Source organism: Flavobacterium sp. YO64, from assembly GCF_004119505.1.
In the GTDB taxonomy this organism is placed as follows: domain Bacteria; phylum Bacteroidota; class Bacteroidia; order Flavobacteriales; family Flavobacteriaceae; genus Flavobacterium; species Flavobacterium oncorhynchi.
Genome location: NZ_NRQV01000022.1, coordinates 17,725 through 42,100 on the forward strand (window position 1 = coordinate 17,725; position 24,376 = coordinate 42,100).

General features: G+C 33.6%; 18 protein-coding genes. 10 read left to right on the forward strand and 8 right to left on the reverse strand.

Features of this window, described 5'->3' with window-relative positions; translation table 11 throughout:
• Nucleotides 1-433 precede the first annotated feature (433 nt).
• The 9 genes from BOW57_RS15190 to BOW57_RS15230 all read left to right on the forward strand — a co-directional run bounded on the left by BOW57_RS15190 (nt 434) and on the right by BOW57_RS15230 (nt 9,456).
• The gene (locus tag BOW57_RS15190; RefSeq protein ID WP_129055440.1) at nt 434-2,704 is read left to right on the forward strand and encodes a glycosyltransferase; all 2,271 of its coding nucleotides are present in this window, start codon (nt 434-436) and stop codon (nt 2,702-2,704) included.
• A 244-nt stretch (nt 2,705-2,948) separates the two neighbouring features.
• Nucleotides 2,949-3,707, forward strand: coding sequence for an ABC transporter permease (locus BOW57_RS15195; protein ID WP_089054091.1), 759 nt, complete (start codon nt 2,949-2,951; stop codon nt 3,705-3,707).
• Between the two features lies 1 nt (nt 3,708).
• Complete coding sequence (locus BOW57_RS15200; protein ID WP_089054038.1) at nt 3,709-4,488, forward strand: ABC transporter ATP-binding protein; 780 nt, start codon at nt 3,709-3,711, stop codon at nt 4,486-4,488.
• A gap of 15 nt (nt 4,489-4,503) precedes the next feature.
• The gene (locus BOW57_RS15205) at nt 4,504-5,265 is read left to right on the forward strand and encodes an MlaD family protein (RefSeq protein ID WP_129055442.1); all 762 of its coding nucleotides are present in this window, start codon (nt 4,504-4,506) and stop codon (nt 5,263-5,265) included.
• A gap of 11 nt (nt 5,266-5,276) precedes the next feature.
• On the forward strand, nt 5,277-5,789 hold the full coding sequence (locus BOW57_RS15210) for a low affinity iron permease family protein (protein WP_129055444.1): 513 nt from the start codon (nt 5,277-5,279) through the stop codon (nt 5,787-5,789).
• Nucleotides 5,786-6,985, forward strand: coding sequence for an FAD-binding oxidoreductase (locus tag BOW57_RS15215; RefSeq protein WP_129055446.1), 1,200 nt, complete (start codon nt 5,786-5,788; stop codon nt 6,983-6,985). The genes BOW57_RS15210 and BOW57_RS15215 overlap by 4 nt, the downstream gene beginning before the upstream one ends.
• Before the next feature lie 91 nt (nt 6,986-7,076).
• Nucleotides 7,077-7,559, forward strand: a complete 483-nt coding sequence (locus tag BOW57_RS15220; RefSeq protein WP_129055448.1) for a DNA-deoxyinosine glycosylase — start codon at nt 7,077-7,079, stop codon at nt 7,557-7,559.
• Nucleotides 7,560-7,829: 270 nt separating this feature from the next.
• The gene (locus BOW57_RS15225; protein WP_129055450.1) at nt 7,830-8,264 is read left to right on the forward strand and encodes a DUF6526 family protein; all 435 of its coding nucleotides are present in this window, start codon (nt 7,830-7,832) and stop codon (nt 8,262-8,264) included.
• Between the two features lie 280 nt (nt 8,265-8,544).
• Complete coding sequence (locus BOW57_RS15230) at nt 8,545-9,456, forward strand: hypothetical protein (protein WP_129055452.1); 912 nt, start codon at nt 8,545-8,547, stop codon at nt 9,454-9,456.
• A gap of 112 nt (nt 9,457-9,568) precedes the next feature.
• Here BOW57_RS15230 and BOW57_RS15235 read toward each other — a convergent pair whose 3' ends face one another.
• The 6 genes from BOW57_RS15235 to BOW57_RS15260 all read right to left on the reverse strand — a co-directional run bounded on the left by BOW57_RS15235 (nt 9,569) and on the right by BOW57_RS15260 (nt 19,259).
• Entirely contained in the window at nt 9,569-11,587 is a 2,019-nt protein-coding gene (locus tag BOW57_RS15235; protein ID WP_129055454.1) for a glycoside hydrolase family 97 protein, read from the reverse strand.
• 25 nt (nt 11,588-11,612) lie between these two features.
• Nucleotides 11,613-12,857, reverse strand: a complete 1,245-nt coding sequence (locus tag BOW57_RS15240) for a glycoside hydrolase family 71/99-like protein (RefSeq protein ID WP_129055457.1) — start codon at nt 12,855-12,857, stop codon at nt 11,613-11,615.
• A gap of 110 nt (nt 12,858-12,967) precedes the next feature.
• Nucleotides 12,968-14,482, reverse strand: a complete 1,515-nt coding sequence (locus BOW57_RS15245) for a RagB/SusD family nutrient uptake outer membrane protein (protein ID WP_129055459.1) — start codon at nt 14,480-14,482, stop codon at nt 12,968-12,970.
• Between the two features lie 24 nt (nt 14,483-14,506).
• Nucleotides 14,507-17,524: a TonB-dependent receptor gene (locus BOW57_RS15250; protein ID WP_129055461.1), complete on the reverse strand. Its 3,018-nt coding sequence runs from the start codon at nt 17,522-17,524 to the stop codon at nt 14,507-14,509.
• Between the two features lie 119 nt (nt 17,525-17,643).
• Nucleotides 17,644-18,726: a hypothetical protein gene (locus tag BOW57_RS15255; RefSeq protein WP_129055463.1), complete on the reverse strand. Its 1,083-nt coding sequence runs from the start codon at nt 18,724-18,726 to the stop codon at nt 17,644-17,646.
• A gap of 8 nt (nt 18,727-18,734) precedes the next feature.
• A complete protein-coding gene (locus BOW57_RS15260; protein ID WP_129055465.1) occupies nt 18,735-19,259 on the reverse strand; it encodes a DUF5004 domain-containing protein in 525 nt (174 codons plus the stop codon).
• A 472-nt stretch (nt 19,260-19,731) separates the two neighbouring features.
• Here BOW57_RS15260 and BOW57_RS15265 point away from each other — a divergent pair, with 472 nt between their 5' ends.
• Nucleotides 19,732-21,330, forward strand: a complete 1,599-nt coding sequence (locus tag BOW57_RS15265) for a DUF6377 domain-containing protein (protein ID WP_129055467.1) — start codon at nt 19,732-19,734, stop codon at nt 21,328-21,330.
• A 320-nt stretch (nt 21,331-21,650) separates the two neighbouring features.
• On the opposite strand, the gene BOW57_RS15270 is transcribed toward BOW57_RS15265, so the two are convergent.
• A complete protein-coding gene (locus BOW57_RS15270; RefSeq protein ID WP_129055469.1) occupies nt 21,651-22,871 on the reverse strand; it encodes a sterol desaturase family protein in 1,221 nt (406 codons plus the stop codon).
• Nucleotides 22,872-22,983: 112 nt separating this feature from the next.
• Entirely contained in the window at nt 22,984-24,270 is a 1,287-nt protein-coding gene (locus tag BOW57_RS15275) for a Glu/Leu/Phe/Val dehydrogenase (RefSeq protein ID WP_241687456.1), read from the reverse strand.
• Nucleotides 24,271-24,376: the final 106 nt, after the last annotated feature.

The following is a 24,376-nucleotide window of genomic DNA, read 5'->3' on the forward strand; positions in this document are numbered from 1 at the left end:
TCACCGGTTCAATTGTATTATGTAAAGAAAAATATAGACTTAGTTTATAATTTTTATAGGTTTTTTGAAGAATATTCAACCTTCTAATCAGCTTAAAACCTAACTTTAATTATAAAACTAGTCATCATATTTTTTCTTTATTACCATTTCTGTTAACTAACGCTTGATTCATCAAACGGTAACAAAAACAAAAACTAAGTCTAATAAGCCTGCATTGCATTATTTGAGCCAAATGCTCTTTCGAAATTAGTTTCGAAACTAAACACCAATTACTAAACCTCTAGATTGCTGCGTTAAAAACACGTATGCAGACTATGTTATTTTCTGTGTTAGGAGAATTGTTTTTGACAACTCCTAAATATTGCCGCTACTAAAATTAAAATGGATTCACTAATCCTAAAAGACTTATTAACTAAATTTAAACAGAACTCCCATGAAGACGATATCAAATAAATCAAAAATAGTTTTTCTCTCCACTTTTCCACCCACGCAATGCGGAATCGCAACTTATACTCAAGATACGATTAAAGGTATTACTGATGTTTTTGGCAAATCGATTACCTGCGAAATTTGCGAATTGGTCGATAAACCCAACACAAAACCAACACAAGCTTTTACCTTAAACACAAAAAACAAAGATGATTATGCTAAAGCTGCCAACGAAATCAATAAAGATGAAAAGATAAAGTTAGTTCATATTCAACATGAATTTGGTTTATTTGGCGGTCAATATGGAGATCATTTATTAGATTTTTTAAATACAATTAAAAAGCCCGTAACCTTTACTTTCCATAGTGTTATTCCAAATCCGAATAACGAGTTAAGAACTTTTGTAAAATTACTTCTAAGCTACAGTAAGTCCGTTTTTGTAATGACAAATCAGTCCAAAGAAATTCTAATCAGAGAATATGATATTTCTGAAGATGTAATAACAACTGTACCGCACGGAACACATATTGTAATTTATGAAACTCCTTATCAAGCTAAAGCAAAATATGATATTCAAGACAGATTAGTATTATCAACCTTTGGATTACTTGGTGAAGGAAAGAATATCGAAACTGGTTTAAATGCTTTGGCTAAAATCCTTAAAAAAGAACCAAATGTACTTTACTTGATAATTGGAAAAACGCATCCAAATTTAATTAAAGACGGTGTTGATGCGTACCGAAATAAACTTGAAGCACTTGTTGAAGATTTGAACTTAAAAGATAATGTTCGTTTTATCAATAAGTATTTAGACACTGATGAACTTTTAGATTATTTAAAAGCTACTGATATTTATTTGTTTACTTCAAAAGATCCAAACCAAGCAGTAAGCGGCACTTTTTCATACGCGATGAGTTGTGCTTGCCCAATGGTAGCTTCAAAAATTCCGCATACGAGAGAAGTTCTAACCTCAGATTGCGGCGTTTTAGTCGATATTGGAAATGTTGATCAGTTTGCCGAATCGACTCTTAAATTAATTTCGGATGAAAATCTAAGACACGAAATGGGAATCAATGCCTTTAGAAAAACCAGAGCCTCATCTTGGGAAAATACGGCAATAATTCACATGAACACTTACAAAAAACTAATTGAAAAACCGACTGAAATTAAATACAGTTATCCTAAAATACAATTAAAACATATTAAAAAATTAACAACAGACCTAGGTATCATACAGTTTAGCAAAATTTCTATTCCTGATCTAGAATCTGGATATACTTTAGATGATAATTCTCGCGCCCTAATTGCATTTTGTATGCATTATAAGTTAACAGAGGATAAAAGCGACCTTCCCTACATTTTGATTTATTTAGATTTCATAGAAAGATGTCAAAAACCAAAAGGAAATTTCATTAATTATGTCGATCAGGATTACCGCGATCATATCGAACAAAATGCCGAAGTTAATTTAGAAGATTCAAATGCAAGAGCTATTTGGGCTTTAGGAACTGTTATTTCTAATGCTGCAATACTTCCTGAGAGTATTTCAAAAAAAGCCGAAAAATGCTTGCTGCATGCATTAAAATCTGCAGAAAACATTACATCTCCAAGAGCAATAGGTTTTGCCACAAAAGGACTGTATTTATACCATAATACAGTTCCAAACTTATATGTGGCTGCCATTATACATAAACTGAACTCAAAATTACTAACCAATTATGAAAACACAGCCACTGATGAATGGAAATGGTTTGAAAATTATTTAACCTATGCTAATGGGATTCTCCCAGAATCGATGCTATATGCTTATCTAATTACCAATAAGCCTATTTATAAAAAAGTTGCAATGGATTCATTGGATTTTTTAATATCAAAAATGTTTATCAACAAGAATTTTAAAGTAATTTCAAATCAAGGATGGTATCAAAAAGGCTCAGATCCAAAGCATTTTGGAGAACAGCCTATTGATGTGTCTTATACAATACAAACTTTAAATGCATTTTACAATGCATTTAAGTTTCCAGAATACAAACATAAAATGAAAACCGCTTTTAATTGGTTTTTAGGAAAAAATCATTTAAACCAAATTATGTATAATCCAGTAAGCGGCGGTGGTTACGACGGTCTTGAAAAAGAAAATGTAAACTTAAATCAAGGTGCAGAATCAACTATATGTTATTTAACCGCAAGATTATTAATGGAAAATTTTGCACAATCGCAATCTAAAGTAATTCCGTTACTAAAATCTAGAACTTGGTATGCTATAAACTCTTAGTAAAACTAACCAATATTTTATTAAACCCTGAAAATCCCTTTTTAAACAAAAGGGATTTTTTGTTATATCACATTCGGCAAGATTTTATTTAATCAACTCACAATGAAAATTATATAAACTTCAGAAAGAGTTGTGTAAATAATTTTAACAAGTATCAGGGTAACTTTCCTAAATAATTACAAAAGCAGAAAAAACTGTTAAAATATTGATTTTAAATACTAAAGCAACTTTAAAACTAAACATTTTGATTCTCAGCCTAAAAAATACATTTACAGAAATTGGAGAGGCAGCTTTGTTTGCAAAGAAGTTTTTTAAAGAGGTCATAATTCCTCCTTATGAGACCAAAGAGTTCTTGAAACAATGTTATGTTATTGGTTACAAATCATTGCCTTTGGTAGCGATCACAGGTTTTATTATGGGTTTAGTACTCACTTTACAATCTCGTCCAACATTAGTAAAATTTGGAGCCGAAAGCTGGCTTCCAGGAATGGTGGCGCTTTCCTTAATTAGAGAAATTGCACCCGTTATTACTGCTTTGATTTGTGCAGGAAAAATTTCCTCTGGAATTGGTGCTGAATTAGGTTCTATGAAAGTTACAGAACAAATTGACGCTATGGAAGTTTCGGCTATAAATCCATACAACTATTTAGTCGTAACTAGAATTTTAGCCTGTACTTTAATGGTGCCTGTATTAGTGTTTTTTGCTGATGCAATTGGAATTATTGGCGGTTATGTTGGAATAAACATTCATGGCGATGTCAATTTTTATAGATACTTAACGCAAATCATACAGTCTTTGGAATTTTTAGATCTGATTCCTGCCACAATTAAAACTTTCTTCTTTGGCTTTTTTATTGGAATGATTGGATGTTTTAAAGGATTTAATGCCGCAAATGGAACCGAAAGCGTGGGGAAAGCTGCAAATTCTGCAGTTGTTACAGCCTCGTTAACCATATTTATTATCGATATGCTCGCAGTACAGATAACTGATTTATTTTTTTAAGATGATTAAAGAAAAAGAAAATATAGAACCACAGTCAAAAAACAGAAAGCAAAACGTAATAATCACTATAAAGGATTTACATAAAACTTTTGGCGAAGATAACGAAGTCTTAAAAGGCATCAATCTGAACTTGCATAAAGGTGAGGATTTGGTAATTCTAGGGCGCTCTGGTTCAGGAAAATCAGTAACTATAAAATGTATCGTTGGATTGATTGCGCCAGACAAAGGCGAAATAACTGTTTTTGATGAAAACATACTGGAACTCAAAAAAAATGAACTTAACAAAATAAGAGCTCGAATTGGTTTTCTGTTTCAAAGCGGTGCTTTGTATGATTCGATGTCTGTACGAGAAAATCTTGTTTTTACTTTGAGCAAACATAAAAGAGATTTATCGCCAGAAGAGATTGAAAATGAAGTTATGGAAGCTCTGGAAAATGTGGGTTTAAGCGATGCTGTAGATAAAATGCCATCTGAACTTTCTGGCGGAATGAGAAAGAGAATTGGTTTAGCAAGAACATTGATTTTAAAACCTGAAATCATATTATATGACGAACCTACAACTGGATTAGATACAATTACTTCTAGAGAAATCAGCGAATTAATTCTTGAAATTAAAAAGAAACAAAAAACATCGGCTATAATAATCACGCACGATATGGCTTGCGCAAAAATGACGGCAGATCGAATTATAGTGCTGAAAGATGGAGTAATTCATGCCGAAGGAACGTATGACGAATTAGAAAAAGACGAAGACAAATGGGTTCGTTCTTTTTTTAAATAAAAAACTTTAGAAATCATGGAGAAACAATCTGGATATACTTGGAAATTAGGAATGTTTGTAACAGTTGGTTTGTTACTTTTTATAACCGCAATTTATTTTATTGGAAAGCAAAAAAATCTTTTTGGTTCAACATTTCACCTTACTTCAAAATTTAAAACGGTCAGCGGTTTAGAAGTTGGAAACAACGTACGCTTTTCAGGCATTAACATTGGTACGGTTGAAGAAATCAGGCTAATTAATGATTCTTCAGTTGTTGTGTCAATGGTCATAAAAGATGAAGTGCGAGAGTTTATAAAAACAGATGCTCGTGCCGGTATTGGTTCTGATGGATTGATGGGCGACAAAGTACTGACTATTTCTCCCGGCACTAAATCACAAAAAATTATTGAAGACAATGGTGCAATAGCTTCTATTGACGGTATCGAAATGAACGACATTATGAAAAGCGTTAAAAAAAGCGTTGATAATGTAGGCGTTATTTCTGAAGAGTTAGCCATTTTCAGCCATAGCATGAATAACGGAAATGGTGCTTTAGCAAGACTGGTACGCGATGATAAAATGGCAAACAGCGTTTCGAATACACTTTCTAATTTAGAAACAGGAACAAAAGGTTTTAGTGATAATATGGAGGCTGCAAAAAGCAATTTCCTATTTAGAGGTTACTTCAAGAAAAAAGAGAAGGAAAAAGAAAAAAAGAAAGAAGAAATAAAGGAAAAGAAAGAAGAACAGCAAGAAAAAGCCGCTAAAGCTAAAGAAGAAAAAGCTAGTAAACCTTAACAGTAAAAACAATGAAAAATCAAAAACAGAATAGCAGTAATGCCTTCGAAAAATTTGCTTCAAATGTTTCAAAAGCTGCCGGAAGCACAACAGCATTTGTCTCCGCTTTTGCCATTGTACTTGTTTGGGCAATTTCTGGACCGTTTTTTAATTATTCTGAAACCTGGCAGCTGGTTATTAATACCGGTACAACAATTATTACTTTTTTAATGGTTTTTTTAATTCAGAAAGCACAAAACAAAGATTCCCTTGCTATCCAATTAAAACTAAACGAATTAGTTGCTTCAAATGAATATTCAAGCAATAGTCTGGTTGACATTGAAAATATGACCGAGGAAGAAATGGTTATTATTCAAAAATACTATCGCCGACTTAGTGAGCTTGCTAAAAAAGATGAAAGCATTAGAACTTCGCATTCTATAGCCGAAGCACATCAGCAGCACGAACAAAAAGATAAAAATAGAGGTGCTCGAAAACTAGCTCAAAAACCTACTCAAACAGCACAAAATAAATCAAAAAAATGAAATTACGCTCTACAGAGACTTTCTGGCCTTTAAAAAATGCCATGAATATTAGTTATCCTTCTATCAATTCTGATATCAATACTGAGATTCTTATCATTGGAAGCGGAATAACTGGGACTTTAATGGCATATAAATTAATTTCTGAGGGAAAAAAAATAGTACTCGCAGATCGTCGTGATGTTTGCAACGGAAGTACGGCTGCAAGTACTGCTTTACTACAATATGAAGTTGATGTACCTTTGCATGAATTAGTAAAACTTAGAGGCGAAAAATGCGCTGTAGACAGTTACAACAATGGAAAAAAAGCGATTTTTGATCTTCGAACAATAATTGATACTATCAAAAGCGACTGTGGTTTTGAGTTTAAAAAGAGTATTTATTTTACGTCACTCAAAAAAGATATTCCATTTTTAAAAAACGAATTTAAAGTTCGTAAACAATTCGGTTTTGATGTGAGCTGGCTCAATAAACAGGATTTAGAAAAAATAGGGTTAAATGCTCTTGCTGCATTAGAATCGAAAACGGCTGCAGTTATTGATCCTTTTAAATTGGCTGGGGACTTACTTTATTACTGTGAGCAGAATGGCATGCAGATTTTTGATCGAACCAATATCGTCAGTATTAGTAATCAAAAAGGAAGATGTATTGCTCAAACAGAAAATAAATATACCATTACAGCAGATCACGTTATACATTGTACAGGTTACGAAAGTACCGAAACTTTAAATGAGAAAATAGTCGACTTAAAAAGTACTTATGCGATTGCATCTGAATCTATCGAAGAGATTCCACTTTGCTTAAAAAATGCCATACTGTGGGATACAGCAAATCCGTACTTTTACTATCGCGCTACTTCAGACAACAGAATTATAATGGGCGGAGGCGATGAAGAATTTAAAGATCCTAAAAAAAGAGATAATCTGCTTCCTAAAAAAGAATTGCTTTTGCTAAAACAATTTCAAAAGAGATTCCCGAATTCTGACTTTAAATTAGATTATTCTTGGGCAGGAACTTTTGGAGAAACCAAAGATGGACTTCCGTATTTTGGGAAACCAAATGCGAAAAAAAACGAGCATTATATTTTAGGTTTCGGAGGAAATGGAATTACTTTCAGCGTGATGGGAATGAATTCTATTTTAGACTCGATCACTAACAAAAAGAATCAGGATTTAGAGTATTATCGATTTGGACGTTGAGGAAGGTTCTTAGAAACTAAGACGCTAAGGTTCTAAGCTTTTTTTCTTAGAATCTTAGCTCCTTAGAACCTTATTTTACTAATTTTATAAAATGAAAAGTTTTTCCTTCGCTCCTATCAGCTCAGTAAATTCGACGATATTAATTTTAGGCACAATGCCTGGAACAAAATCTTTAGAACTCAATCAGTACTACGGGCATAATCAAAATAACTTCTGGAAATTTTTATTTACCATTTTCAATGAAGATTTCAGCAATGATTACGAAATAAAAAAAGCATTTTTACTTCAAAACAAAATTGCTTTATGGGATGTATTGCAGCATTGCGAACGAGTTGGAAGTTTAGACAGTGCCATAAAAAATGAAATTGCCAATGATTTTGAAACCTTTCTAAAACAACATCCTAATATAAAAACCATACTGTTTAACGGACAAAAAGCGGCACATTTTTTCAAGAAATATGTTAAACTTCAAGATACCTATCAGCTTATAACACTGCCGTCAACAAGTCCTGCAAATGCTAGTAAATCTTTACAGTCAAAGCTTGAACAATGGCAAATTATAGGCACGTTGTAATTTTTCTATATTGAAATCATATAACATTTGATACTCAAGATATAACAAACAATGGCTGCACATAACCTAATTTTACTAATATAAATCAAAGTCAAAATATTGACAATTTGACACTTAATAAGACTTATAAATATATTACTAAGTAAAACTGTAAAAAGTTTTTACGATAAAGGAAACATTGGTTATGTTAGTTTATTTTTGAGAAAAAAAGCTATTCTATTCTTTTAGAGTAGCTTTATTTTTTTTACTTTCATATAAACATTCTACATTATGAAAATTCAAACCTACTACAATCATATACGATTTTATACCGCACATCATTTTGTATTTTATCCGCTTGCAGTTCTGTTTTTTCTCAGCAGTTTGTACTTTGCTTTTACCTCAGCAGATACGCTAATTTGGTCCTTTATAAGTATTCTTTTTGGCTTACTTATTTTTCTCGCTTATATGCTGCGCCAGCATTACGCACTTACTTTACAAAATCGAATTATACGCTTAGAACTTCGCTATCGCTATTTTACATTAACTGGAAAAAGATTTGAAGAAATTGAATACAAATTTACCGATGATCAAATATTTGCACTTCGTTTTGCTCCAAACGACGAAGTTCTCACTTTAATCGACGATGCTCTTAAAAACAACCTCTCGGGCGATTCTATCAAAAAAGCCATTGTACACTGGCGGGCAGATTATCACAGAGTTTAATAGGGAAAAACAGTTTCAAAATTTCGAAATCATGGGCGTGACCCCATATAAAAAAAGCCCCAATTTACCTTGCGTTCATTGGGGCTTTTTCTATATGACGCTTGGCTATTCGCTCCAGCAATTGCAGGATTGTTATTATCCCTCAAATGGGCTGTATTTAACAAAACTATCGAAATATATAACTGATAATCAAATAATAAGACTCTAAAATCAAAATGAATGATTTTTTTTGTTAACTTTAATTGTTAAAAATTCATCAATAAATTTAAAGATAAACCTCATGAAAAGATTATTTTATTTTTTGATAATTCCGTTCTCGTATCTTTCATCTCATGCACAAATTGTAGCAGATGCATCAACAAAAGACACTCTAACTGCCGTACAAAACAACTTCGACGACCTGCAAGATTACGCTGACGATTTGCCTTGGCATGCAAGACGATTTAAATTTACAGCTGGTGCATTTTTCCCAATAAACAATACACAAGTCGAAGTGGGAACAAATAATGGTAATTTTGGAAATATGATTGATTTTGAAAAGGATCTCGGTTTTAATAAAAGCAGCGAATCATTTACTGCGGCTTTTGAATGGCGTATTTCAAGAAGATCAAGACTAGGCTCTGAATATTTTTATTTGAATAGAAAATCAACAAAAGTCCTTCAAAAAGAGATAGAATTTGGTGATCATACCTATCCTGTAGATGCAAGAGTTTCTGCATTTCTAGACAATCAGATTATTAGAGTATATTACGGTTACGCTTTTATATCAAAACCAAAATATGAAATAGGTGCTTTAATAGGTGCGCATGTAATGCTAGTAGACGTAGGTCTAAGTTTGGAAGGACAAACTCAACAGCTTTCCTATAATGATGATTTTGGAGTGACTGCTCCATTGCCAGATATTGGACTTTGGGGAGAATTTGTATTGGGCAAAAAAGTAGGTCTATATGCTAACTTTAATTACTTCGCTATAAAAATAAATGATATCGACGGTCGTATTTTGAGTTACAATCTTTCTGTATTATATAACGTATATAAAAATTTCAGCTTAACTGCAGGATATACGGGCTTAAACATTAGAGTTGATGCTGAAAAAGAAAGACTGAACGGCTTCTTTAAATGGGGTTATAATGGTCCAACTATTGCTGCTACATATTCATTTGGTAATCACGTTAAACTTTACAAACATTAGAGTTTTAAATTCCAAATTTTACAATTAAAACAAAATAACAAACCCGATATCTTTTGGAAGATATCGGGTTCATTGCTCAAACTCAAACTTAATTCAAAATATACCAACTAACTTATTTATCGATTAGAGTAAATTTTATAGCTGTTCCTCCTCCAGCTGCCAATTTTATATTTAAAACACTTTTATTATTCACTTTTTGTTTTGAAATAGTTACAGGATAAGGATTCGTTTTATAATTCGCTCCTGCTCCATCAGCATAAATTTCTGCTTCGTACTCTTTTCCCTCATCCAAGAAAGATAAAGCTGTTTTAAGATCTCTGGCTTCTCTATTTGTAATAGCACCTAAATACCAGTTTTTCTCTTCCCAATCTTTTCTGGCAATTGTTGTATACTCGCCAATTTTAGAATCTAAAACTTTTGTTTCTGACCATGTACACGGCACCTCTTTTATAAACTGAAATTCAGGTTTACCAACATAATTCTCAGGCGTGTCTGAAGCCATTTGCAGCGGACTAAAAATAATTACATACAATGCCAATTGATTTGCTAAAGTTGTCTGCACCCTAGCTCCAGAAGGTGTTTTATAATCAAAATTGAAATTCCCAGGCGTGTAATCAAAAGGACCAGAAAGCATTCTGGTAAATGGCAGTGTAGTTAAATGTTCCGGCGTGTTTCCGCCATCTACAGACCATGCATTATATTCCTGACCTCTGCCGCCTTCCTGCGACATAAAGTTTGGATAGGTACGCTGTAATCCTGTTCCTTTTATAGGTTCATGATTATCAATCATAATATGATATTTTGCCGCAGTTTCGATTACTTTTCTATAATGACGTGCTGCATACTGGCTGTCGTGCCATTCTTTTTTATCTAAATATTTATTTACGTAACCTGTCTTTACAGAATTTACGCCCATTTTTTGATACAGCTTAAATGCATCTTCCAATTGGCTTTCATAATGTTTAGAAGCGCCTGCAGTTTCGTGATGTCCTATTAAACGTACATTTTTCATGGCAGCATATTTTGTAATTTCTTCCAGATTAAAATCAGGATATGCTTTTACAAAACTAAAAGCAGATCCGTCGGCAGTCCAATCGCCGTCCCAACCTTCATTCCAGCCTTCAACCAAAACGCCGTCGAAATTATTTTTTGCTGCAAAATCGATATATTCTTTTGTGTTTTTAGTAGTCGCACCATGTTTTGGTCCTTGTCCCCAAGTGTATTTTTCTAAATGCATACCCCACCAAATTCCAATATATTTGGAAGGCGTAATCCAAGAAAGATCTTCAATTTTTGAAGGTTCATTTAAGTTCAGCATGATTGTCGAAACAGCTAAGTCTCCAGGTTTCTCTCCTACAATAATTGTTCTCCAAGGCGTCTTAAAAGGTGTTTCGGCATAAACTTTTACACCATCTGCCCAAGGCACACAGGGGCTTTTGTATTGCTTGTCGCCAGTTTTTAAAAGTGTCATTGAAGCAAAATCTGTCAAATTAGCTTCGTGAATAGCAACGTACAATTTCTCTTTAGTTTCAAAAGTTGCAGGCGTATTAATGGTATCCGTTTTACTCATCGGAGTTTTACGATAAGTGCTTTCGTAATAACTATTTTCGCGATGCACAGGAATCCACCAAACATCATTATCTGATTTAAAAGTAAATTGTGTAATTTCATTAGAAATCTTCACTTTACCTAAATGCGGCTGCTTTGGAAATTCGTATCTAAATCCTAAACCATCATCAAAAACCCTGAAAATAATATCAACCAAACGCTCTTCTCCATTTGATTCTTTAAGATGAACAATTAACTCGTTATGATGATCTTTTACCTTTTTAAATTCTCCCCAAGGCTGTTCCCAAGTTTCATTGGACGTTTTTTCTTCGGTAGAAACTACTTCAAAACCATCGGTCATTTTTTGAATTCCTTGAAACTCAAATCCCATTAAAGAAGGCTCAATAACTGATTTCCCATTTGAGGTAAAACTATACTGGGGCTGACCAGATTCTGTCAATTCAAAAACTAATTCATTATTTTTCCCTGGGGAATTGATTTTGTAGGTTTTATTCGTACTGCAGGCAAAGAGCAATAGTGATGCAAAGGCGATTAAACAGTATCTGTATTTTATGTTTTTCATTATGTGATTGTATTAATTACAACTCTTATTTAATTTCGTTTATTACTTGTTTTGCTTTTGCCGGCTGCATGGAAACAAAATAATTAAATGCCTGATCTAACTTTCTTTGAACATCGGCATTACTTTTCTTTTCGATTCGCAGATTGTACATTTTGCTTATATCTGGAAAAACTGTTTCGGTATTTTTTACTTCTGCAAATGCTTTAATTTTTTCGATATAGGTGTATCCAAATTCAACTGTGGGTTCAAACATGGTGCCTTCTCCAAAGTCATTCCATGTAATCAATTGCAGGTAATTTAAATTTGCATTTTTGGCTAAAGAAAGTGTTTCATCCAGCGTCGCGCCATTGTTATGATCTATTGTCCATCCAATTGCGGCACCGCCTCCGCCATCTGCATAAAAATCTTTAAAACCAGGGTAAGCACTGCCAATTGCAACCGAAAGTTTCGGTTTTGTATTGGTATAAAAATTAGTCAAATAAGTACTATTTTTAAATACCCAGGCATACTCGCCCGAGGCATTTGCTCCAGCTTCAACAGATTGATCCCAAAGGGTTAAAAAAGTAGGTTTTGCAGTCAAAGTATTAAAAACATTTGTCCATTCAACAGGTGTTTGTAATACTATTGGACCAAAATTGAGCAATAAGGGTTTTCCGTTTATTTTTATATAATTAGCATCATCAAAATAGTTATTCTGCAAGTATGCTAAATCTGTTTTTGCGGCACTGGTAACTGAAATTGCTTTTCCGGCATCGACAACATTTTTTGTTACACGGTCTTCATATACAATGGCATATTCTAAACCAACTTTGTCAAGCATTGCAATAAGCTGTTCTGTATTTTCTTTTACCATTCTATAATCGTTAACATCGTAAGTGCCATACCAATCGATTAAAAGTCCGTCTATTCCTGCATATTTCATCAATAACAAATGATTTTCAATCACATTTTTATCACCTGAATGATAGGGCCCGATAAGGGGATAATAGTACGAAGCTATTTCTCGACGATTGTTTGCTCCTATTGTATTTGGATTTTTGTTCGCCATTGTCCAATGATAACCCCATTTTTTATCGGCACTGCTTTCATTGGTTTCAAACCAAGGCATGTAGTGCACGTAAATTTTAGTACTGTTTGTTTTTTCAACCGCCGCTGGTTTTAGTACTTCTGGTTCTACTGGTTTATCTGAACCTTTATCATCGCTGCTGCAGCCCGCGGCGACCAAAATATTCATGATCCCAAAAAACAGTAATGTGATAGATCTTTTCATATTGATGTGCTGTTTGTTTTTACTATAATTGAAGCCATTCAATGTTATTTTCATTTAAAATATGTCAGCCTTCCACGACTAACCAACATGGAAGACTGACATTCAAGAACCTAATTCACAGGATAACCAGGGTTTTGTTTTAGGTTCTTATTCGTTGTTAAAACAGTGCTTGGAATTGGAAAAATGGCTCTGTATTTTTCCGTTTCACCTTTTTCCCACCATGGCAGGAAGAATGTTCCAAAGCGAATATTATCCGTTCTTCTTCTTCCTTCAAAAGTAAATTCCTTAAGCAATTCTTGATCTATAAAATGAAGATCTATTGTTGCCGGCATTTCTTCGCCCGCACGAGCTGTTATTTGCTGTATAAATGGTTTTGCTAAAGCGGGATTACCTAAACGCACGTAACATTCAGCTTGCATCATTAAAATTTCGGCATAACGAATCAATACAAAATCATGATCTCGTTCCCATTGTTCGCCCGCTTTCATTTCGTATTTTCCTAAACGAACTCCTTGATTTTCTTTTGCATCAGCTACGCTTTTCACTTCTTCTGTATAAGTAAGCGGTTCACCGTTATCCATTACAATAACCTGTCCTGTTGCTACGCTGATTTGATCGCCAGCTACCATGCATTTTTTTCTTTTGTCTGTATCTGCAAAAGCAGAATAAACGCCAGGCTGTGCACACATTCCGTTTGCACTCCAAGGAAAATCTAATCCCGTTGCCGAAATGGTCAATTTGTGCAAGTAATGACATGACATTGAGTTCATATAATTTCCTTCTGTTCCAGCTTTTTGATCGTATGGAATTGAAAAAATAATTTCTGGTGATTTTTCATTTTGTGTTGCAAAATTGGCAAAGAAATCTGGTGCTAAAGTGTATCCAGTAACTTTCTGACACATAGTAATACAATCTTGCCAACGTGCTGTTCCTATAAAAGCTTCTGAGTTTAGATATAATCTGGCTAATAAAGAATAAGCAACATTTTTTGTAAATTTAGAATACACAACATTTGATGTTAAGTGCGGAATGGCATCCAATAATTCTTTCTCTACAAAATCATAAACTTGTTTTCTAGTAGAATTTGTCGGCAGTGATGTGTCTTCAAAATTGACTACTATAGGCACGTTCCCAAATAAATCTAAAAGATTGTAGTAGTAATAAGCTCTCAAAGCTTTTAACTCGGCATAAATTGGAGCTTTTGCAGTATCCGTTAATGATGATTTATCTACTTGATAAATGATCGCATTAATCTTTGCAATTCCTGTATAGTTGTAACGCCAAGCCGAAAGAATCATACGGTTATCAGGTTTCCAAGTATGTTTTTGTGCATCTTGATATTGCCCGCCATCATACCAGTTTGTTCCTCTTGTTGGTATAGTCGCTTCATCTGAAACGGTTTCGTTCAAGAAAAATACATATTCGCTTGTTGGAAAATTGTTTGATATATTATCTTTAAATCCTCTTAAAGAAGAATAAGCTCCGCCAACTAATGCGTCGACTTCTTTTGGAGTATTTCCAAAATTCCCGTCTTCTACTCTATCATATAAATCTTCATTTAAATCTGTACATGATATCGTAAAAAGCATGCTTACTGCTAATAATGCTGTTATTTTGACTTTCATTTTTTATATTTTTTGGTTAATTCGCTAATTATTCAGCGTAAAATTTAGTCCAACAGAAATCGTTGTTGGTCGAGGATAATTATTGTATCTGTCAATTCCAGGAGCTGCCAATCCAGTTAAATCCATTACTCCAGTTTGGTTGATTCCATCTTGAGCATTTAAACCTATTTCCGGATCTACACCTTTGTAACCTGTGATTACAAATAGGTTTTCTCCCATTACGTACATTCTAAGTTTAGACTTTTTGAATTTTAAAGGCAGTGTATATCCAAAACTTACTGTTTGAAGTCTAAAGAATGAAGCATCTTCGATCCAATAATCAGAATATTTTGGAGCCGATGTGATTCCGCTTCCTAAAAACGCATCAGGAACATTAAATGTTGGTAATCTGTTTGGATCATTTAACATCATATTAGTTGCGTTTAATGCTTTTTGACCAAACATTCCGTATCCAGAAATTCCAAGATCAAAATTTCCGTACGTAAAATTCATTCCAATACCTAAAGTCAAATCGGGTTGAATATTTCCTAAATCCGTTTTATCAGCATCTACCAAAGCATTTTCTGCAACTATTTGCCCCGCTGCATTGTAGTATTGTATTTTTCCTGTTGAATCTAATCCTGCATTCCTGAATCCCCAGAAAGTTCCAACTGGATAACCTTCTGCAATAATTTGAGAATATTGTCCAGACATACCTGCTAATCCGTGTAACGATCCGCTGTAAATAACATCTGTTTTATAAGTAGGATTTGATAGTTTTTCGATTTTCTGCACATTATGACCAAGAGTCAAGTTAGCATTCCAGTTGAATTTTTCTCCTTTAACAATATCAGCATTCAAAGTAAGTTCAACTCCTTTATTAGACATTTCTCCCACGTTTGCCAACATAGTTCCCACTAAATATGGAGGCTGCGGCACTTCGTAGGTATACAATAAATCGTCTGTATTTTTTGAATAATATTCGAATGAACCCGTAATTCTATTAAAAAGACTAAAATCTACACCAATGTTCAATTGTTTTGTTGATTCCCATTTTAAGTCAGGATTTGGGTTTTGTGTTGGCGAATACGCCAAACTCCATCTTTCTGTCGCAGGATCGTAGTAACTATCCTTTCCAACTCCTAAAATCGAAAGCGATTTGTATTCTCCAATTCCGTCTTGATTTCCAGTAACTCCATAACCTGCTCTAAGTTTTAAATTGTCCAGCCAGCCTTTTGTTCCATTCATAAATTCTTCACTCGAGATTTTCCAAGCGACAGACGCTGATGGGAAAGTTCCCCATTTATTATTTTCTCCAAAACGGCTTGAACCATCTCTCCTTACTGTAGCCGTAAGCAGATATTTGCCATCATAAGAATAATTTGCACGAGCATAAAATGAAACTAAATTTGATTTTCCTTTATACGAATATACATCTCCCAAACGGTAATTGTAACCAGCACCAAGATTATTGTAGCTGAAAGCATCTGTTACAAAACCACTTCGCTGTGCTCCAAAACCTTCATAAATATTTTCTAGGTAAGAGTATCCTGCAAGTGCACCGATAGTATGTTTGTCTATTACTTTATTGTAATTTACATACAATTCTCCTTGAGCATTTGCATACTCAGCATATGTTTTTTGCCCATATCCTTTTTCATCTACACCTTCCATAACAGCGTAAGATGGTTTGTAAGTACTGCCTTTTACTGCATTATGTTCGTATGAAATGTTGGCAACAGCAGTAAAATCATTTAGAAACTTAACCTCCGTTTTAAAATAACCTAATAACCTGTGTCTTTCATTATCGGTAGTTCTATTTGTTAGGATTTCAACAGGATTTTGATATACGTTTCCAGAAACAGCTGAAAATTGTCCGTTAGCATCATAAACTGGAATTGTTGGATTAAGATTGTAAGCGCGCTCAAATATTCTATAATCCATAGGATGCCATTTGTCTATATTAGCAAATAAACCCGTATCAAATTTCACCTCTTTATTGTCTCCAAGATATTGATAGGCATTTATATTTCCGCTTAATCTTTCTAAACCTGTTTTTTTAATAACTCCTTCATTGTTTAAATATGATAGAGAAGTTCTAAAACCACTGTCAGCTTTTCCAGAATTAATACTTAAAGTATGCGATTGCGAAATTGCAGTTTGCTCAATTGCTTTCTGCCAATTGGTATTTCCGCCAAAATCAACCGCATCTTTGTTTCCTGCTGAGCGAACATATCCTCTCCATTGATTTGCTGATAAAAGATCTAAATTATCAGTAACATAACCCACGCTCGATAAACCGCTGTATACTACAGAAACTCCCTTTGTACCAGACTTTGTTGTAATTATAATAACTCCGTTTGCTCCTCTTGAACCGTATATGGCTGTCGCCGAAGCATCTTTAAGAACGTCTACCGTTTTAATGTCTGACGGTTGTACGATATTAATATCTACACCCGCAATTCCATCAACTACAATTAAAGGGCTGTTGCTTGCGGTTAAGGAAGTTCCGCCTCGCAAGCGTATTGTAGAACCTGCAGCTGGATCTCCAGAAGGACGAATTATGTTTAATCCTGCAACTTTTCCCTGCAAAACCTGTTCTGTAGAAGAGATTGTTCCTTTTACTAAATCATCCGCTTTTACACTCGAAATAGCACCTGTTAAATCTGATTTCTTTTGTGTTCCATATCCTACTGAAACTACCTGAACTTCGGCCAATTGATAACCATCGTTTTGAAGACGAATATCAAGTTTTGAACTAGAACTGGTAATTTGTACTTTTTGAGTTGTTGACCCAATAAATGAAACTTCTATCGAACCTCCTACAGCTACCATCAAGGTAAATTTTCCGTCAAAATCTGTTGTTGTTCCGTTTCTTGTTCCCGTTTCTATAATTGATGCACCCGGAAGTACATTTCCTGTGTTGTCATATACAGTACCAGATACCTGCTTTTTCTCTTGAGCAAACATTCCTGCCGAAAGAAAAAGCATGAAAATCATGAATACCAGCGATTGAGTAGTCCACATTTGATGCAGGACTCTTTTTTTATTTTTACTATTCATATGCGGTTATTTATTGTTTTTTATCGGTCATATGTAATTCACATATCCAGTATTGGTTCTACGGCCAATTTTGGATTATGCTCATTTCATTAGAGTTGATGTTTTAATTTGATAGCGAATTATTTGTCTAAAGTTTTCAGCGGAATTGTGGTATCTGAAATCGTTTTGTTCTTATTGTCTTTTACCAAAACATGTATTTCATTTAAATTTGGAATTCCATTTAGTTCTGAAACTAAGTTGACAAATCCTTTTATCTCAGCTTTCCCTCCAGTAAACTCACCAGAAATTATTTTACTTCCAGCTGTAATGCTGTAGATTAATTTGTTTACACCTGATTCATTATTTTTTCTCGACATTCCCAGAAAATCTTTCTGACTGATTTGTAGTGGAAAGAATCCAAAAACTGGTGCCGGCGGCGGTACATAAGCTCCTGCGTATAAAACCTGATCTGGAATTGTTCCTGCCCAATCATCTTTTACCATTAAGAAAACTAAATTTTCCATAATGTAACCTTCTGGCGCATTGTAATAATCTTTAGGAACTAAGTCCATTTTATAAAAACCATTACCCAAATCTTTTAATTTCGTTTTAGCCGCAATTTCAGGCAGCCACGATTGATATTCTTGTTTAAGATTCCAATCATTCAAGCCACTGTGCATGTGAACGCTTGCTGCTCCAGCAAAACCAGGCGCTAAATTGGCATTAAACAAAATACTTAATCCTTTATCAATAGTTGGTTTGGTCGGATAAGCTCTGATCAGCTCATTTGCAGTATAAAAAGAAGAAAAATCAGTATAAGGCATATTTGCCACTTCACTTTGTTTTGATCCATTTTTGTTTTTTAAACGAAACCAAAATCCTGCACTTGCAGCAATTTCTTCTGGAGTTCTAGAAAAATACTGAGTGGGAGTTAAAGTGAAACTCCAAACTTTATTGCCAACATAAGTCAATTTTGCAAAATCTGAAGAGTTTTCCCAGTTGTTTGCATCTGGTTCTGATGGTGACCAAATCCAAATAAATACATCTTCATTTTCTGCAAATGTGGTTGCCGAAAGATCAAAAAACCAAGTAACTTTTTCATCATATTTGTATACTACCGGAAATGATGACATCGCGCCTACTGATCCCGCGGCTTCTTGTGCCTTTATAAAATTAGGCGCCATCAAAAGGGCTAGTAAAATTGTATATATAATTTTTTTCATATTACTTTCTAATTAATAGCATTTAATTTAAATACGTAAGACACAAACGGAGTTCCACCAGAGCTTCTAGTTAAAATAATTTCCATCTCTCCATTTTTACCCGGAATAGATGATACTCTTAATTCGTCTGTTTTTTGAGTTTTTTGGGCATCACTGTATAAGTAAATTTTAACAGGATTGCCCGGATTTGTCGGCTGAAAATCTGAACTTAGCTGCCAATATCCTTTTGGGGCAAATAAAGGCGGAACATTACCAGTAACTTCATAACTTGTTGGTTTGTTCTTTTCATCTACGTTGAATTTGATTTTAAAATCTTCGTAGTTAAAATAAGTACTCAAGTTTTCTTCGTTTGGCTCGATCTTATTTGCCTTTGCAAAATCATCGACCATTTTCAAGTTTGTTAATCCCCAATTACCGTCTACCTTTTCGTAAATCGTAATTGGATCAACGTAGCTTCCGTCTTCTGTAGTATCGCAGCTTATTGCAAAAAAACAGATCAGCAGAGCTAACAAGTAATAACTTTTACATCTCATAAAATTTTGGTTTTTGTTAGTTTTTTATCCCTTAAAAAGGACAGTACGAAACTAGATGTTAAATAAATCTAAAAAAAAACATCCACTAAAAATCAAGATTTATTTAGATCATATTCACTCACAAACAATTAAAAATCAAATAGTTAAATACTTGTGTTATTTCTAAAAATCAAGATCATGTAAAGACATAAAAACACTTTTTTCGACACCAATTATGATAATATGAAAATTTTATAGCAATATTTTTTTACTATACATATATTTAATCACTTTTTATTGTATAATTGCAAACAAATAGAGTGGTTTTAACATTTTTAGGCCATTTTCAGGCTTATCAGATGTTTTTTCAAGAAATCTTAAAGAACTGCTTTCAATCTAAAAAACTACTAATCATCAGTTTTTAATTAGTTTTGATTTAAAACGCGTTTACGCTAACCATAAATTATCTTACCCCTAAAACCAAAACAAAAACATGCGAAAAATATTCTTTTTGTATTTTTTCATTGCGGGTTTTTCTTTAACCGCCAAAGAGACCAATCCTATTCTTGAAGAATTAGATAATGCATTGCTTAAAAAAGAGATTTACTTAAAACAGAAATATCGTAAAATTGAATCCTTAAAAAAGAATGTTTCAAAATATACTGTTAGTCAAAACAATGAACAGTTGTATAATACTTATATGTCGTTATTTGACGAATACAAATCATTCAAATACGACTCTGCTTATTATTATTTGGAAGAAGCAAAAATTAAAGCCAAAGTTTTAAAAGATCCCAAATATTTGGCTAAAAGCCGAATTAAAGAGGGATTTGTACTCTTATCGTCAGGACTTTTTAAAGAAGCTATTGATACGCTGAATGTGATTGATGACAAAAAACTCGATTTAAAAAACAAATTCGAATACTATAACATAAAAGCTCGAGCTTACTACGATCTGGCCGATTACAATAAAGATCAGCGTTTTAATATTCATTATGTACAACAGGGAAACCATTTTCTAAAAAAAGCTTTAGAATTAATTGGCACTAATACCAACGAATATTGGGCTGCAGAAAGTTTAAAACGTCTAAAGCAGCAAGACTGGCGAGGCGCTGAATTTGCTTTTAGTTATTGGATTAATAATTACAAATTACCACCCGACTATTATGGTATTGCAACATCTAGTCTAGGCTATATTTACTCGGAAAGAGGTTATACAAAAAAAGCGATTCAATACTTAGCGCTTGCCGCTATTGCCGATGTTAAAAATGCCACTAAAGAAACGGTTGCGCTGCGAAATCTTGCCAACGAACTTTTTAAAATGGGCTATTTGGATAAGGCAAATGAGTATATTAATATCGCTATGGATGATGCTACTTTTTATAATGCCAGGCATCGAAAAATTGAGATTTCATCAATTCTGCCAATTATCGAAAAAGCACAATTAAATAATGTAAAAGAGAAAAATGATAAGCTGGAAAAAATCATTATTTTATTGACAATACTCACTTTGATTATTATTCTTTTTTCGATTATCATTTTCAAACAATTAAAAGAGAAAAATAAAGCGCGAAAAATAATGGCTTCTTCGTATGCGCAGCTGCAGGAAATGAATGTAAGCTTAAGCGAAGCCAATGCTATTAAAGAAGAATATATTACGTATTTTATAAAAGCAACATCGGCCTTTATCAATAAAATCGATCACATTCAGAAAAGCACACTTCATAAAATTATTACCAAAAAGACTGATGAAGTTATTGCGAGTTTAAAACGCTACAATGTGAAGGAAGAAAGGGAAAATCTTTTTCATCAATTTGATGAAATTTTCTTGAAATTATTCCCCACTTTTGTGACCGATTTTAATCAATTGTTTCCAAATGATCATAAGTGCATCGTTAAAAAAGGAGAGCTTTTAAATACAGAACTCCGCATTTTTGCTTTATATCGATTGGGTATTCAGGAAAGCAGTCAGATGGCAGAATTTCTAGAACTTTCTGTGGCTACAATTTACACTTACAAAACCAGAATTAAGAGTAAATCTCATTTTAAAGATACTTTCGAAGAGAAAATTATGGCGATTAAAACGATATAAGTTTTTCTGTCAGGGATAAAAAAGTTTGCCACAGATTAACAGGATTTAAATAATTTTTTATTTTGTAAATGTTGAATTTGTAATGTGAAAAATTTGCCACGAATTTCTACGAATTATTTTTGAAATATGAATGTAGGAATTCGGGACGAAAAAAGATGTATACAACTTGATCCTCTTCCTTGCTCCATAAGAACCGAATATTTATAGCAATTTATAAAGCTCCGGCGGAGCGACATAAAATTGCCGCGAATTACACGAATTTTCACAAATTTTTCCCCAAGTAATTCGTAAAAATTCGTGTAATTTGTGGCAAACATTTTTTACTCAGCTTCTAATTGTAAAATAATATTTTGATACAATTTACTAAGTGAAAACAATTGCTCTGCAAAAATCATAATTGCCAGCGGAACAAAGAAAAATATCATTAGATTTTCTTCGTATAAGAAATAAGTGGTTATCATTAAAATACGAGCGTATTCGAGATAATAAATCCATTTTCGCTGTTCTAAAAGTGCTCCGCAGTTAATTAATGTTATTAGTATTAACGCCAGAACAAAACCTTTATCTAACACATTTAAGCGATCAAAATAATAGGTAAAAACCGTCAACAATAAAGTACAGATTCCTAATTGAATATAAAGATAATTCCTGAAACGAAGCCTTTGATTTGGATTGCTTTTATCTTGTAAAAAACGCTTTTCTAATGTTGGACGAATATCTTGATCCATATGTGCCGGGCTTCCAAAAACGGCATTCCATTTTGCTTTAAACCCTTTTGAGCGTTTCCATAATTCAAAAATTTCAAAGTAATAGTGAAAGTGCTGCCATAGAAAACTATAACTTTTTAAAGGATGAGTCAAGCCGTATTTTGGTTTTTCTTCTTCCTCCTGAAAAGTACCAAAAAGACGATCCCAAAACGTAAACATATCCCCATAATTTTTGTCTAAATATTTCTCGTCAGAAGCATGATGAACACCATGAACGGATGGTGTAACAAAAACGTATTCGAGCCATTTAATTTTTCCTATAAGCTGTGTATGTGTAAAAAACGAATAGGCTCCATGCACAATAAGCATTGTGATTACCATTGAGGGATGAAAACCAATAAAAGGCAGTATACACCAAAATCCTGTTCGAACTATTGCCTGAAATGTTGTAATTCTGGCTGCTGCCGTAAAATTAAACTCTTCGCTGTGATGATGTACAATATGTGCCGCCCAGAAAAAATTGACCTCGTGCCCTAATCTATGGTACCAATACCAAACAAAATCTGTAGCGAGAATTAAGGCAATCCAAACTAATACACCACTCGGAATATCAAAAATTCTATATTCATCATAAATCAAATAATACAGTTGATAAAAACTGCCGGCAATAAACAAATTAATCAATCGTTCTGCGATACCAATACTTATATTAGAAACAGAACTTTCATAATTAAAAATTTCAGGTCTTTTTTTTCGTTGTGCCAGCTTGTATTCAAGAAATAAAAAAAGAAAAAAAGCCGGCATTGCAAATGCTAGAAAATTAATGTTTTTCATTTTTAAAGATTATATGAATTGATATGAAATTAAAAAAGATATTTTCACCAATAAAAAACCCTCACTGGCTTTCTATCGATGAAAATAATCTTAGTCTTGTTTAAAAATAGAATTAGTTCTGTTTGAATTTTGGCGCTTCGGCTGCCACTTCTTTTACAGATTGTGTTTCAGCTACTTTTTTCAAAGCAATAATATAGGCCGCAATTCTAGGCGTTACATTGTGTTTTGCAGCAATTCTGAACACCGTCTCAAATCCTTTTTCTAAAATATCTTCTAAGCGTTTGTTTATTTGATGAATTCTCCACGATTCTAACAAGGAATTTTGAAGCCATTCAAAATAAGAAACGGTCACACCGCCTGCATTCGCCAAAATATCTGGAACTACCAAAACATTATTTTCATGCAAAATTTTATCAGCATCTGAAGAAACTGGTCCATTTGCAGCTTCAATTATAATTTTTGCACGAATGTCATGCGCGTTTTTCTGAGTGATTACGTCTTCTTTGGCAGCAGGAATCAATACATCAACATCTAAAAGCAGCAAATCCTCATGTTTAATTGCAACGGAATTTGGATAACCTTTTATTGTTTTATTATTCAAATTATAATATAAAATAAGCTCTGGAATATTAATTCCCTGCGGATTATAAAATGCTTCCGATACATCACTTACTGCAACAATTTTTAATCCTTTTTCATATAAAAACAAAGCCGAATGCAGCCCTACGTTTCCAAAACCTTGAATTGCAGCTGTTGCTCTTGCCGGCCTGATTTTTAATTTTTGAAGTGCCAATAAACTAATAATACTCACTCCTCTTCCCGTTGCTTCTACTCTGCCCAATGAACCTCCTGAATGCAGATGTTTCCCTGTTACAACGGCATGAATTGTTTTACCGTGAACTATTGAAAATTCATCCATTAGCCAGCCCATTTCGTCTGGGCCAGTTCCCATGTCTGGTGCAGGAACATCTTTTTGCGGACCAAAAATATCCGATAATGCTTTTGTATAAGCCCTCGTAATACGTTCTAGCTCTGTTTTTGAAAGTGTTCTTGGATCGCAAATAATACCTCCTTTTGCTCCTCCGAAAGGAATTCCAGTTACTGCAGATTTCCAAGTCATCCAAGCAGCTAATGCTTTTACTTCATCAAGATTTACGGCATTATCATAGCGAATACCGCCTTTAGATGGTCCCAAAGCTGTATTATGTATTACGCGGTAACCTTCAAAATTCTGCTCGGTTCCGTTGTCTAATGTTATCGAAAAATTTACTACAATTTGTTTTTCAGGACGCTGCAGCTTTTGCCTGATTGATTCATCTAACTTTAGAATATCTGCAGCTATATTAAAACGATCAATCATAGATTGAAAGGGATTCTGTTTTATAATTTCTGTACTCATAATATTTACTTTTAATTTTTATGATTTACTTAATTTGGGTTTACTAAATTGTTTTATTTCTGATAAAAATCAGCAGCTGATGCATGTACAACACGGAACTTTCGTC